Annotated in this window: 8 protein-coding genes; 2 read left to right on the plus strand and 6 right to left on the minus strand. The window is 57.2% G+C overall.

Annotated features, from left to right (window positions below):
- Positions 1-55: 55 nt before the first annotated feature.
- The 6 genes from FYZ48_RS00340 to FYZ48_RS00365 all read right to left on the minus strand — a co-directional run bounded on the left by FYZ48_RS00340 (position 56) and on the right by FYZ48_RS00365 (position 11413).
- A complete protein-coding gene (locus FYZ48_RS00340; protein WP_149336392.1) occupies positions 56-1483 on the minus strand; it encodes a DUF1552 domain-containing protein in 1428 nt (475 codons plus the stop codon).
- Between the two features lie 83 nt (positions 1484-1566).
- A complete protein-coding gene (locus FYZ48_RS00345; protein WP_149336394.1) occupies positions 1567-4203 on the minus strand; it encodes a DUF1592 domain-containing protein in 2637 nt (878 codons plus the stop codon).
- Positions 4204-4447: 244 nt separating this feature from the next.
- Positions 4448-7744 (minus strand): efflux RND transporter permease subunit, encoded by a 3297-nt coding sequence (locus FYZ48_RS00350; RefSeq protein WP_242022275.1) that lies wholly within the window; start codon positions 7742-7744, stop codon positions 4448-4450.
- Positions 7745-7813: 69 nt separating this feature from the next.
- On the minus strand, positions 7814-9061 hold the full coding sequence (locus tag FYZ48_RS00355; protein WP_187781801.1) for an efflux RND transporter periplasmic adaptor subunit: 1248 nt from the start codon (positions 9059-9061) through the stop codon (positions 7814-7816).
- A gap of 121 nt (positions 9062-9182) precedes the next feature.
- On the minus strand, positions 9183-10544 hold the full coding sequence (locus FYZ48_RS00360) for a DUF1501 domain-containing protein (RefSeq protein ID WP_149336398.1): 1362 nt from the start codon (positions 10542-10544) through the stop codon (positions 9183-9185).
- Between the two features lie 194 nt (positions 10545-10738).
- Complete coding sequence (locus FYZ48_RS00365; RefSeq protein ID WP_149337129.1) at positions 10739-11413, minus strand: LamG domain-containing protein; 675 nt, start codon at positions 11411-11413, stop codon at positions 10739-10741.
- Between the two features lie 450 nt (positions 11414-11863).
- Between FYZ48_RS00365 and FYZ48_RS00370 the strand changes: the two genes are divergently transcribed.
- Together FYZ48_RS00370 and FYZ48_RS00375 are read left to right on the plus strand one after the other, a co-directional pair.
- A complete protein-coding gene (locus tag FYZ48_RS00370; RefSeq protein WP_187781802.1) occupies positions 11864-13450 on the plus strand; it encodes a carboxypeptidase regulatory-like domain-containing protein in 1587 nt (528 codons plus the stop codon).
- A gap of 146 nt (positions 13451-13596) precedes the next feature.
- Positions 13597-14097, plus strand: coding sequence for a hypothetical protein (locus FYZ48_RS00375; RefSeq protein WP_149336402.1), 501 nt, complete (start codon positions 13597-13599; stop codon positions 14095-14097).
- Positions 14098-14139: the final 42 nt, after the last annotated feature.

The raw sequence follows: 14139 nt of genomic DNA on the forward strand, positions 1-14139 counted from the left end.
ATACTTAATCAATTGCTCCCTGTAATTATCAAGAGAATTTGACCTGGCACGCCCCTCAAGCACGGATCGCATCCACAGCCGTCGCGTCACGTTTCGCCGGTCCCAGTTTCACCTTCGCACCGAAGGCGTCCAGCAGCGTGTTATACACGTCCAGTCCCTCCTGGCCCACGTCCAGGATCTGCCCGGTCTTGAACCGGCCATTGGCACCGGTAATACAATGGAACACACCCGAGAGTTCACGTTTCACATCGTTGTGCCGCCCGTCGCCGGATTCGGTCGAGATCGTGATCAGCGAGTTCTCCAGAATCGTGCGGCCGTTCGCCTCCCGGGCGTCGGCACTGTTGAGCGCCTGCAGGAAATAGGAAACTTCCCGCATCTTCAAATGCGCGTGTGCCCGCAGTGCCTCGTTCTTTTTCTTTTCGTTGAACTTATGCCACCATTCGTGGCTGCAACCTTTGTCGCCACTGGCCCTCAACTGACTCGGATCATCGAACGTCCAGCGTTTCTCACCGTTATACTCGTAATCGCCGGTGAGACGAATCCGCTCGCCCGCCGCCAGGAACGTCAGCGAACCGAAGCGGACCCGATCCATCTGAATCGCCAGGGCATAAATGTCCGCCAGCAGTCGCCATTCGCTGGTAAGCTCCTCCACCGTGATGTCAATCCCCTGCCCGCCCGGATCAGCCGGACCGCCATGCGGAATCTTCGAACGGGGCGGCGGCTCCGGTGCGTTCCGGTTCTTGTGCTGCATCGCAAACGCCCGCCGCTCGTATTCGCGAATCCGATCCAGGTGGTCGGCCACCCGCGCTTTCGAAGCCGACCCGAGGGGTGAATTCTGTCCCGTATAGAACCGGTAATCCTCCACGACCGTATCCAGTACGCTCCGGCGCAGCCGTCGCTGCGCTGCATCGTTTCCCGAACCTCCGGCAGAAACCGTCCCGAACACCCGCTCAAACAGGTCGCGGGGCTTTTCCTGAATCGTCGCGGCCACCGTGCCGTCCAGATTGTAACTGTGCACATAACGGCCCACGCGACTGCGGCGGAAGAACGTCCCCCCAATCAGCGTCGGCACCATCCCGCTCGGCATCCCTTTCGGATAATGCGTCTGACGAATCACCTGGTCAATCGACGGCCCCCCCGCTTTGGCTTCCCCATCGGGCGGTTCAGCCGTAAAGGCGCCGGAAGCACCGTCGTAATGGGCGTTGATCCCTTTTTCATCGCAGCGCACCTGATCCACATTCCGCATGATCAGCAGCTTGTCCTGCAGCGGTTTAAGCGGTTCCAGCACATCATCGAAGCCTTCGGCCTGCAGTGGAGCGGGAATCCCCAGACCAAAAAAGACGTTAAACGCCCGCACCGGAACCTGTGGCTGCGCCGCGGCGGCCAGGCTGGACGGAATCATCTCCTCCAGCAGCGGTAAGCCGATCGCAGCTGACCCCAGTCCCTTCAGCAACATCCGACGATTGAGCAGCACATGCCTCATAGAAACGTCTCCCGCCTGTGGTTGATAATACAAATATGATAAACGGCTGAGATCAGGACACCAGTATTTTCTAAACAATAAGCCTAATCACTCTGCCTCTCAGTACGCACTTTCTGCACCAGATCACTCATCACAATCGCGGTAAGCAGACTCGGATAAGTACCGCCCCCCTGCTGGGACGCTTTATGAATTTTTTGTACCGTCGACGCATCCGCAGGACCCAGCGGACGTCCCAGCGAAAACTGAGTCAGCTTCCAGGTGATCGTCTCACGCACCCGCTCGCTTTCGGCCAGCAGATCCATCAATTCCGCCGGCGTGCTGAATGCCACCGGTTTCGCCGTCCCCGGAACCAGGATATCTCCATCGCTCCGCAGTCGGTTCTTATATTCATCGATCTCGTGAAACGCACCGATGCCATCATACTTCTCCAGCCCGAATGCCAGCGGCTCGAACCGGGTATGACAACCCGCACACGCCTCGTTGGCCATCCGCTTTTCGGCAATCATTCTTTGTGACTGTCCCGGCCGCGAAGGCACCGGTGTGGTATCCACGCCCGGCGGCGGTGCACCGATTACGCCTCGCAGCAGATCTTTCAAAACAAACAGTCCGCGGGTCACCATTGATGCGTCATCTCCGCCCATCGTGAGAATACTCCCCTGCGTCAGTAATCCGCCCCGTGCGGGAATCTTCGACAGATCGTACCGCTGCAATCCCTTACCCTGCGGTTTCAAACCGTAATGTTGGGCCAGTTGTGGCGTCGCGAAGGTCACCTGGGCATTAAACAGATCAGACAACGGTCGGTTCTCCTTCCAGGCAATCTCCTTGAAGAACGCCAGCGTCTCCTCGCGCATATCCAGCCCCAGTTGCGGATCCCATTCCGGGAACCGCGCCTCATTGGGTCGCATGTTGGCCAGCCGATCCAGGTTCAGCCAGTCGGAAACAAACTGAGCCGAGCGTTCTACCGCACGTGGATCGTTCAGCATCCGCGTCACCTGTTTCCGGCAGACATCCTCATCGGTCAGCTTCCCCGCCTGCGCCGCCTTGAGCAACTCCTCATCGGGAGGTCCGCCCCAGATGATGTAACTCAATCGCGAAGCCAGTTCAAAGTTTCCTGCGGTAAACGCGGCCCCGTCCCCTCGTTGCGATTCAATCCGATAGATAAACCGGGGCGACTGCAGCATCGCTTCCACAATCAGCGAGACTCCTTCTTCATAGGTGCCCCCCGCGCTGGCCACTGTCGTCGCGATCCCGCTGAAGTTCGTAATCTCCCGCTCGTCCAGCGGACCACGGAACAGCCACTGTCCCATCGCTCCCACGAACTTTCGCATCGTGGCATCCGTATTCAGGCTCCGTGAATTGGAAAACCGCCGCGCGAATTTCAGGACGTCCATCCGCTGGACAATCAGTTCCGCCAGCCGGGAATACGCCTGCACATGCTTGAGGTCCACATTCAGATTGTACGCGGTATTGCTGAAACCATCGGCCCGCAGATCAGGCGGCAGCAGTTCGTAGGCCTCTTTACTGATATCCACGCCCACCGTGCTCTTGACCGTTTCGATGTATTCCGGAATCGTCAGCCGTTGCACCCAGATCTCCTGCGCACTGCTGTTCCCGTTATAGATGGCGGGATCGATCATGTTCACCGACCAGTGTGCGCCTCCATCCAGCCACTCTTTGAGTAACGCTTTTTCTGCCGACTTGAGTGGCGTATTTCCGGGCGGCATATCACCCGAGACGATCTGTTCCCACAGCAGACTTTTCTCCGCAGAACCCGGCACGATGACTTTTCCACTCTCCCCACCCGCGAAGGCCGTCGCTTTGTGCGACAGATCCAGCCCCCCTTTCCGGCTGGCGGCGTCATGACATTCCAGGCAGTTCTGTGCCAACAGCGGTGCGACCTTCGTTTCAAACAATGTTCTCTGCTTCGCCTGGGCCAGCGCCAGCAGATCCTGCTCGGAAGGTTTCCCTTTTTCTCCCGCGCGATAATTCTGCTCGACTTCCGCTTTGGTCAGCGCCCGACTGTAAACGGCGACCAGAAACAGATCCCCCAACCAGGGACGATCGCCGGTCGCTTCATTGGCCAGTGTCAGCGAAAAGGACTGATCCCAGTTGGACAGGTTCCCCCGGATTCGTTTCTCGGCCTGCAACTTTCCATTCACATACAGCAGTGCCCTTCCCGCCGGATCGCGGGTATAGACCACATGCGTCAACCGGGGTTGAGCCAGTCGATCCGGAGACGTCATGGAAGGCATGCCGTTCCCGCTGGTGGACGTCGTCCGCAAACGCACATCATAGCGTCTGCCCTCCTGCCCCAGCGTCAGATTACGCTGATTCGGATCTCGGGATAACGAAACAATCCGCGCGGGTCCCTTCTGCCGATCATGGGCCGGTTTCAACCAAACTTCCATGGTACATGCATTCGCCCGCCGAAGTGCTTTAATGAGTTCACTGGCCGGCTCGACAGACTGAATTCGGGCCGACCCCTTGACGGTCACAGCCCCATTCTGCCACTTGATCTCAGACGGATTCTTAATTTTCAGATTCAGCGGTTCCCCAACCTCCGAACGATCCTGAATCAGATCCCCCTGGCCCGCTTCAAACGTGTACAGAACCTGCAGATCACGGGTCACCCGCGAGCCCTCAGCAGCCTGCAGTGAGTTCCCGCCAGACAACAGTGCCAGACAGAACACCACTACAACAGATTTGAGAGTAGAGCGCATGGTTGTCACATTCCTGTTCCAGAGTGACTGCAGTGGTCGCAACCTGCCTGAGTCTGCTCATTAAGGGAAATCGGGGAAGACGTGCTTTGCCAGACAGGACGGGATAGAGACATCGATGTTTCCTCTTCACAAACCATTCCTTTGGCGGGAGACATCATTTAAGCATATTTCAGGCTACTGCCATCTCTGCGGGAAGTCAATAAGTAAGTCCGATTCTCAAAATGGCTGACCTGTCACCCACATTTCAGGTCTGCTCTGTGCTCGTCGGTGCGGGTTCGGGGGGCGGAATATGCGCTGCCAGTACATGCACGGGCGGAACTTCATGTGGCACACTGTGCTCGGGCGCAGCTGGCTTCTTCTTCTCGTTGCCGGTCCACTTCATGAACAGGGCCGAGAGATCATCGAAGAACGTATACAGCACGGGAATTGCCAGCAGGGTCAGCAGCAACGACAGAGTCTGCCCCCCTACCGCCAGCACTGCGATAGACCGCCGTTCCTCTGCACCGGGACCGGTGGCAATCAACAGCGGAATCAGTCCCGCGACGAACGAGAGGGTTGTCATCAGAATCGGTCGCAGACGATCGCGGTTTGCCTGCAGGATCGCCTGGTAACGGGGGAAGCCCTGCTCCTGCAGTGCATTCGTATGATCGATCTGCAGAATCGCCGCCTTTTTCACCACGCCGAACAGCACCAGAATCCCGAGTGCCGAATAGAGGTTCAGCGTCTCGCCTCCCCAGTGCAGACTCAACAGACCAAAGGGAACCGCCAGAGGCAGCGAAAGCAGAATCACCATCGGATGCACCAGGTTTTCAAACTGGGCCGCCAGCACGATATACATGAAGACGAACGACAGCACCATCGTCCAGCCAAAGTCCGAGAGCGTGCGTTCCAGTTCGCGGCCGCCCCCCAGCACCATCGTATTGTAGCCATCCGGAATTCCGATCTCTTCCGCAGCCGCTTTCATCGCCTCGATTCCGTCGCCCAGTGCATAGCCCGGCGCCAGGTTCGCCCGCACGGCGACCATCTTCTGTCGATTCAATCGGTCAATACGAGAAGCTGCCGTGTTGTATTCGAAATTGACCACGTTATCGATCCGCGCCAGTCGCGATCCGGTCTGTGCCGACGAGGAAGTAACGTCCCCCTGCGCCTGTGGACTGGTCCGCACGTATAACTGGGAAACCGACTGGATATCTCCCCGGTCCAGCCCGACCAGTCGCAGTTCGACATCATAAGCGTCGTCCACACTCCGGTCGCGGTAACGGGAAACACGATCATCCCCGCCGACTGCAACCCGCAGCGTATCGGCAATCTCCCGCACATCAATGCCCAAAGCAGCCGCCCGTTCGCGATCGATGCGGGCCAGCAGTTCCGGATTATCGATCTGCAGAGTGGAATAGACGTCCACGATTCCCGGAATCGTTTTGACCTTTTCCCGCAGCTTGTTACTGAACTCCAGCAGACCGTCGATGTCCGGTCCGGTAATCGAAAAGTCGATATCCACCGGCGCCCCCTGCCGGAGTGAAGTCAGGTTTCGCACCGAGATGCGGGTATCGGGAATCTGTTTCAGTTTCTTGCGGATCTCCGACATCTTCTCGCGTTGGGTGAAATTACCCCGAAACGCCGCGGTCAGGTCGGCGTGCATGAGTCCGGCAAAGAAACGATCAAATGAAAACGTACGCGTCTCGCTGTCGGTCAGCCGCACAAAGAACGTCGCCCGGTTCACATCGCCGAAGCCCCCGGCTCCCACCGTCAGCAGAATCGTTTTCACTCCCTCTGTATCAGTCAGGATCGTCTCAGCACGCTCAATCAGATCATTCATCGACTGCAGCGTCGCTCCCTGCCGGGCCTCGAGACGGATTTCAAACTCGGACTCATCCACGTTGAGCGGAATGTAATCCTGTTTCACCAGTTGATACAGCGGATAGTTACTGAAGATCACCGCAATGGAAACTGCCAGTACCAGCCAGCGAAACCGCAACGACTGTTTCAGCGTCCAGAGATAAGAGGTTTCCACCAGGTGATAGAATCCCGAACGCGAACTCGGTCCATTCGGACTGGGGGTCTCGGCCTTGAGCAGTTTGCTGCACATCATCGGCGTCAGGGAGAAACTGACGAGCATCGAAACCAGAATCGCCACTGTCGCCGTCAACCCGAACTGGAACAGCAGTCGCCCGGTGACACTCGACAGAAACGACACCGGCAGAAAGACGATCACCAGTGAAATGGTGGTCGCCAGCACCGCCAGCCCGATTTCTTTGGTTCCGTAAATCGCGGCGTCATGGGGAGTCATCCCCCGCTCTTCGATGCAGTGGAATACGTTCTCCAGTACCACAATCGCATCGTCGATCACCACCCCTACCATCAGCACCAGCGCCAGCATGGTTACGTTGTTCAAGGTGAAGCCGAACAGTTTCATGAAAGCAAAAGTGGAAATGATCGAAGCGGGAATCGCCACCGAAGCAATCACCGTGGATCGCCAGGATCGCATAAACAACAGCACGGTAATACAGGCCAGAATACTCCCGGAGATCAGGTGCTTTTCCAGTTCGTGCAGTGCCGTCACAATATAGCGGGACTGATCCTGCACCACACTGACCGTCACGTCGTCAGGCAACAGTTCCTGGCTGCGGGGCAGCATCTTTTTAATGCCTTCCACCACCGCGACCGTATTTTCTCCCGACTGTTTCTGAATCGTCAACACAACCGCCGGCGCCTGATTCAGCCGCGCAATCGTGCGGACTTCCTTGGTATCGTCGCTGACGGTCCCCAGATCGGCCAGTCGCACCGGCGTCCCGTTGATCGTATCGACCACCAGATTCGGAAAATTGCTCGCATCGGCAATGCGGCCCATCGTCCGCAGGGACCGCTCGCGGAAGCCCTGGTCCAGACGTCCCCCGGGAACTTCGGTATTCTGTCGCACCAGTGCGTCCCGGATCTGCAGGATCGACATCTGGTAAGCCGCCAGCCGGTCCGCGTCGATATCCACCTTCACCGCCCGATCCGCGGCCCCCGCAATCTGAACCTCACCCACTCCGGGAGATGATTCAATCACGTTCTTCACGTAGCGGTCTGCAAACAGATACAGCTCCCGCGAGGTGCGTGGTCCTGAAACCGCTAGCGTCATGATCGGCGAGGATTCCAGATCCCGTTTCTGCACAATCGGCGGATCGATATTGGGAGGCAACAGATTCATCGCCCCCGAAACCGCGTCCCGCACGTCCTGCGTTGCAGCGTCGACGTTCCGGTTCAGATTGAAGGTAATGATCACAAAGGAACGACCATCGCGCGAGATCGAACGCAGTTCCTCGATGCCCGCTACGGTTGCAACCGCATCTTCCAGCACCGCGCTGACTTCGGATTCAACTTCCTGAGACGCAGCCCCGGGATAGTTCGTCCGGATGTAAATCGACGGCATGTCCATATTAGGGAAGCGATCGACGCCCAGCTCCGGAAAGGCCACAAGACCAGCGACCACTAATGCGGTAATCAGCATCAGCGCAAACACGGGCCTTTTGACACAGACTTCGGCTAACCAGTACAAAATCGATTCCCTTTACATCAGGCAGCGGCGACTTTCTTCACAAGACGGATCAGGCAGACCCGCCGGCAATTATGTTTTGGCTTTGGTCTGCTCGGCAGCCGAGGGTTGTGGCTCCGCGGCAGACAGTGTTCCGGGACGTCCTTCCTTCGCGGTGCGCAGAATGACATCACCCGGCTGCAGTCCTTCTAAAATTCGGATTTGATCACCGCGTCGTTCTCCCAGCAGAACCTCCTGCATCTTCACGGTGCCATCTACGGCTTTCCAGACTTTTTCCGTTCCCGCAAACTGCACGACCGACGAGACCGGCACGACAACCGCCTTCTGATCAGGATCGACGATAATCCGTCCTTCGGCAAACAGGCCGGCCCGCAATTCCCGATCCGGGTTCTCGACCAGCGACTCAAACAGCAATGAACGACTCAACTGATCCAGGAAGGGACTGATGCGGGTCACTTTAGAAGTCCGCTGGGGTACCGATTCAATTTTCAATTCGATCGGCTGACCGATTTCAAGCTGGGTCGAGAGACGCTCGGGCACCGTTCCCCGGTAGCGGAGCTGATCGATCCGCACGAGCACCAGCAGTGGATCACCCATGCGAATGTAACTGCCGGGTGCAACCAGGCGTTTCTGCACGACGGCCGGGTACGTGGCTTTCAGTTCGGTATTCTTCAAGTCTTCCCGTGCCAGATCCAGTTGCGTCTGTTGCACGGTGATATTAGCCATTTTCTCGCGGACCCCGTTCAAAGCGGAGGCATAGCGGGCCTGGGCCACCTGTTCGAACGACACGACCTGATCGAATTCGGCCTGGCCCATCACATTCTGTCGATACAGGGTCTTGGCCCGTTCCAGATTGGCCTCGGCTTCATCCCATTCAGCCTTCTTTTCCCGGGCCGGGGGCGAATTTTCCGGCACCAGTTTTTCAATCGGATCTCCGGTCTTTAACCCGACTGCCGAACGGGCTGCCGCCAGTTGTGCTTCGGCCTGTTTGACGCGGAGTTTGAAATCTTCCTGGTCGATCGTAATCAGCGGATCACCGACTTCGACAACATCTCCAAGATCAACGTGTACTTCGGAAACGCGGCCTTCCACCTTGATCCCCAGCGTCGCCTCTTCGTCAGGAAACAGACTCCCCTGGCTGCGGATAATACGTGGCCAGGTCTGCTCGGCGACGGTCAGTGTTTCCACATTCAAGACCGGTAGTGTCTCCCCGGCTTTTTTAGTGGGGGCTGGTTGATTTGATTCGCATCCCATTAAAAACAGGACGCACAGGAGGCTGAGCAGGCAGGAACCTGGAGGACGGCATAGGATGACATTCATAAGTTCATTATATAATCGATTATCGCTATGTCGAGTATTTTCAGCCGGGAATCGGAGTCCAGTTATGCGGGTTATACCGCCCGAGAATTCTTGCATGAGCGCTCTCTCAGAAGGACGTCGGTTAACCAAACAGCTCGGAAACCGCTTCCCCGGTATCGAGCAGAGGCATCGGGCGATCCAGGCGATCGCGGAGAATAACACGCTGGGGATCGATGCCCAGATGCCGATAAATGGTCGCTGCAACATCCTGTGGACCCACCGGACGTTCGACAACATCTTCGCCGCGGCTGCTGGAACGGCCGATGATCTGTCCCATCCGCATGCCGCCACAGCCCATCATCACACTGAAGGTTCGCCCCCAGTGGTCGCGTCCTGCATGCTGGTTAATTCGGGGCGTGCGTCCAAATTCGCCCATCGCCACCACCAGTGTCTTCTCATACAGACCGCGGTCGATCAGATCCCGAATCAATCCCGAGATCGCCGCATCCAGAGGCGGTATCAGTTTGCGGGCCCCTTCTTCCGTACGGAGACGTCCCGCGGAACCGTGATGATCCCAGGGGACACAGTTGACGGTCACAAACGTGGAACCATGCTCCACCAGGCGCCGCGCCAGGAGTGCACTTTGTCCGAACGTATGCCGTCCGTAGCTGTCGCGAACCGCCGCCGGTTCGTCTTCAACATCAAACGCAGAGCGAACGCCTTTCGAATACAGCAGATCAAAGGCTTTCTGCTGGTGCTCGTCCAGGTCGCGAATCAGCTTCTCGTGTCGCCGTGGCAGCTGGTCGAGCGAACTCAACAGTTCCTGCCGGTTCTTCAGTCGATCAACCGTCAGGCCGCGAGCCAGGGTCAGGTTCTGCACGCTGAAGCTCGAAGTATTCGGATCGGAATTGACAATGAATGGATCGAAACCGCCGCCAATATACGAAGAATAATGAAACAGATTATCGGTCCCCCCGCGGAGGTGAGGCACTCCCACATAGGGGGGCATCCCTTCCTGCCGGGCACCACGCAGGAATGAAGCCGCGGAACCAATCGAAGGACGTCGCTGCACCCGATTGTCGGGTGCGTTGAAGGCAGGACCTTCAAAGCCGGTCAGCATCCAGTGATTTCCCTTGGTATGGTCGCCGGTCCCGTGATTCACGGTTCGCAGCACAGCCAGGTGCTCGGCCAGCTTCGCCTGTCCCGGCATCAGTTCGCTGAACTGCACGCCTGACAGACTGGTCGGGATTGGCTGAAAGGGTCCCCGGTATTCTGCAGGTGCTTCGGGCTTGGGATCCCAGGTCTCCATATGCCCCGGACCGCCGCTCAGCCAGAACAGGATCACGCTGGTGTCCTGCTGCTTCGACGAAACAGCCCCTTCCGCTTTGAGCTTCAGCAGATCCGCCAGGCACAAACCGCCTGCTCCCAATGCGCCCGCCTGCACGAAATTGCGACGTGTGATTCCGGAACAGTCAGTCATGCTGCGGGACGGTCGTTGGTTCATGGAGGGACTCGCGGGATTACTGGAATGAGACTCTAAACATCAACCGTACATAAGCGCGGGTTGATTTGTTAATTATCGTCAGAAATTCACTGCGGGTCAAGAACGGACTCGCCCGGAATCCGGGGATGCCCCCAAAACAAGGGGCGACGTTCCCCGAGAATCCCTCTCACCGGAACCGGTTCATCCAGCCTGACTTACGACTTCTCACTACGGGAGTAAATCTTGACGTCATCCACCACTGCCTTGCGGGGCACTGCCAGTCGCAGCAGCCGCTTGGTCGGGTGGGCCATCCCCTCAGAGGCAAAAGAGCCGACCTGTTTCCCGTCGATGGAAACAGTCAGCTTGTCCCCTTCCACATTCACCAGCAGGTCATACCATTTGCCGGTCTCCAGTTTGAGCGGGAATCGTTTGGTTTTGGTCTTGAGCAGTTCTTTATGTTCCTCAGACAAAGTGCCCGCTTTCCGCTGATCGCGAATTTTCAGATCCATGTTGCCGGTCTTGAGGTCGGTGATCATCAGATTTTTGGGGCTGATCTTAGCCACAAACAGATGGCCGGCGTGTACCGGTTTGTATTTGAGATCTGCAAAATTGAGTCCCAGGCTGTCTTTGGGATCTTCCAGCATGAACCGCAGGGCAACCGCGCCATTCTTGAATTCGGCAGGATGCGTCACCGAAACGGCGTGGTCGGCTGTCTCATGAATATAGATATACATCGCACCGTCGCGCAGGTCGACCTGTTTGTTCCCCTTCGCCCGGCTGCGACTGTTCGTCCCCCAGCCCTTGCCGATCTCGTCTTTCTGCTCCTGTGATTCACTCCGTTCGAAATCATCTTCGAAAATCAATGTCCCCCGTTCATCGGCCCAGACCAGCGCAGAACAGAACAGGACAAACACAGCTGCAGCAAATTGGAATGATTTCACAGATGGATCCCTTTCAATGTAAGCAAGGAAAAACGGACGATCTCTACCGGAGCGACCGCTGGTCAGGCGGATAACCATGAGCCCCCGATTATATCTGACAACCTCAGACTTGTCTCGTATCCGGTGATCACGAACCCGGGAATTTAAAAGGGGATAAACCGACGTCAGGCAGTACAGGCAAGAATAACATAGAAAAACAGGGCTTCGAGGGATATAATTCCCCCACACCAGGGAGATCTGCATAACGAACGCTATTTCCAACTGAAATCCCTGACTCCCCCCTTCCCCCTGTCGGAATTGCAGCCGCCTCTGATTGTGGGTCGAATTCAGGTCAGCGGCTTTCGTACTCCCCGTAAGCGGCTCGCCTGGCATCAAATAATCACGCGGATGAGATACTCCATGGCACAATGGTGGCAGTACATCCTGGATCTGATCAGCGGCGGACCACAGGCCTCGATTATCGAGACAGTGCTCCGCGGGGCGCTGATTTTCTGCATTCTCTTCGTGACTATCGACTGGCTGACGCTCTGGGGCACCCGTTGGGGTAATCGGCACTCCATGTCCAAGTCGTTTTACCTTTCCCTGCTGATCCACTTCTGCCTGGGTCTCGGCTGGGTCACCGTGGTCGAAAACTCGCCGGCCCAGCCGGAACCGATCGTCAAATCAGATCCCATCGCGATTCGACAGATCAGCAACGACAACACGGAACCCACGCCCTCCGATTCATCAACGTTGAACGATGCCCGACTCTGGCAGGAAAGCATCACGCCACTCAAACCGGAACGGAATCGAACCGAGCGGGACCGCCTCTCTGCAGACACCGTCTCGCTCCCCCGCCAGATCGAACCAGGCCAGGAGCCAAGTCTGCTCGCAGATAACATGGCGCTCTCACCGCACGCCTCGGCGGAAAGCAAGTTGCCCCAGGCCGAGCGGGCACAAACCGAGTCTTCCAGGCAGCATTCGACTCCCGCACCTGACGTCTCCACTTCCCCGCAAGATCTTCCCAGCGCAGAGGCCCGTCCCGAATCGCGGCCGAAAACATTTTCTCGGGCAGAGACCGCTCGGTCTCCACGTCCCCTCTCCGCAACAGGAACTGTGGAACGACAACCACTGCAGCGTCCCTCGATGAATACGGATCAGGGTCAGCCCGGACCGGCCTCACCATCCGTCACCGATCTCAGTTCCGCTTCTGAAAAACTGACTCTTCCCGCAGGCAAGCATCTGGCGGCGCGGACTCCGTTAACGAACCTGCGCAACTCAACGCCAGCCCCCATATCCGCGCCCCAGGTTGAACGCCCCGCGTCGATGCAGCCGGATGACCTCCTCCGCGGGGTTGTCCGCGATTCCCAGACTGGACGACCGCTGGCAGCCACGACAATTCGCGTCGACCTGCCCGATGGTCGATCCCTCGTAGCGCGAACGTCTCAGCAAGGCACTTATGAACTGAAACTTTCAGAGACGCCCGATAATGTCGCCGTCAGCGCCGCCCGCCCCGGTTACCTGCCCCAGTCGCAGAACCTGAGAGTGACCGGATCGAATGGAAAACCCCGCCGCCTCGATTTTGCGCTGCGTGCCAAAACGGAACGCGTGATTGCCATCGAAGAGAACCCCGTCGTCCATCATCTCGGCGATGATCAGTTCGAAGGAAAAGTCAACAGCCAGTTCCAGCGGCCCACCGAAGGTGCAACCTACCGGGTCCGGTTCGAAATTTCAGCCCGACAGTATCCGAATGGAATTCCCCGGGCTGCCATCACCCTCATGGCCAAAGGTATTCAGTGCCGACCTCAGATCCACATCAACGGCCACCTGCTGACCGAAGGACTGAAACCCTCTCCCGACGACGGCTCCTTCGACCGACTGGTTCTCCCTTGCAATCCGAACTGGCTGCGTCTCGGCGAGAATGAAATCACCATCACCTCCGTCAAATGCCAGAGAGACCTCGACGATTTTGAATTCGTCAATCTCCTCGTCTGGTTCGCACCATAGTCATACAAATAACCACGGAAACTCTGATTTCCCCGGAATAAACTGAACAGCAGCCCTCTCTAAAGTGCAGTGCCAGTAAACAGACTTGTTCATGACCTGCATACAATTCGTGGTTTTCCCACAGCGACGCTGTCTGGAATTCGCCCATGGCCCGTATCCGCTTAGTGCATATCCTCTTAGTCGTTCTTTCACTCCCCGTGCTGATGGCAGGCGCTGCCCTGGCGCTGTTGTTCCCGCTGCTCATCTTTCGTCCCCCCATCCTTGGAGACGCCGCGATACCTATGGGGCCCGAAATCGAGATTCCGGATTCACGCTACTATCTCCGTCTCTATGGTGGCCCTGCCCCAGAAGAGACCTATTTCTATGGACTCTTTGCTGACGCCCCCTTTCAAAGCTATCAAACGCGAACGCTCGGTCCGCTCAACATCAACGTCGAAACCGTACCCTCCGTGGAAAAAGAGGACGAAGGCGTCTACCGCATTACCTGGGGCACAGGTCCCAATGCCCCTTTCACTGTCATTGATGTCAAACACAGAAAATACATCGAAGACTCCAACCCCAACAATGCACGCAACGAGCCATTCCAACTGGAACACCAGGAAATCAGAGACTGCCCGGAATTCGGCTCTCAGAAGAACGACTCCTGAAGCCAGATTTTCGTGTTTTTCGTGCTTTTCGTGGTAGTAAAT

The sequence above is a fragment of the Gimesia chilikensis genome, from assembly GCF_008329715.1.
Lineage (GTDB): Bacteria > Planctomycetota > Planctomycetia > Planctomycetales > Planctomycetaceae > Gimesia > Gimesia chilikensis.

Bases quoted from the DNA above. Each gene is read 5' to 3' on its own strand.
- FYZ48_RS00355 (WP_187781801.1), bottom strand. From the start codon at position 9,061: ATGAATGTCATCCTATGCCGTCCTCCAGGTTCCTGCCTGCTCAGCCTC.
- FYZ48_RS00370 (WP_187781802.1), top strand. From the start codon at position 11,864: ATGGCACAATGGTGGCAGTACATCCTGGATCTGATCAGCGGCGGACCA.
- FYZ48_RS00340 (WP_149336392.1), bottom strand. From the start codon at position 1,483: ATGAGGCATGTGCTGCTCAATCGTCGGATGTTGCTGAAGGGACTGGGG.
- FYZ48_RS00360 (WP_149336398.1), bottom strand. From the start codon at position 10,544: ATGAACCAACGACCGTCCCGCAGCATGACTGACTGTTCCGGAATCACA.
- FYZ48_RS00345 (WP_149336394.1), bottom strand. From the start codon at position 4,203: ATGCGCTCTACTCTCAAATCTGTTGTAGTGGTGTTCTGTCTGGCACTG.
- FYZ48_RS00375 (WP_149336402.1), top strand. From the start codon at position 13,597: ATGGCCCGTATCCGCTTAGTGCATATCCTCTTAGTCGTTCTTTCACTC.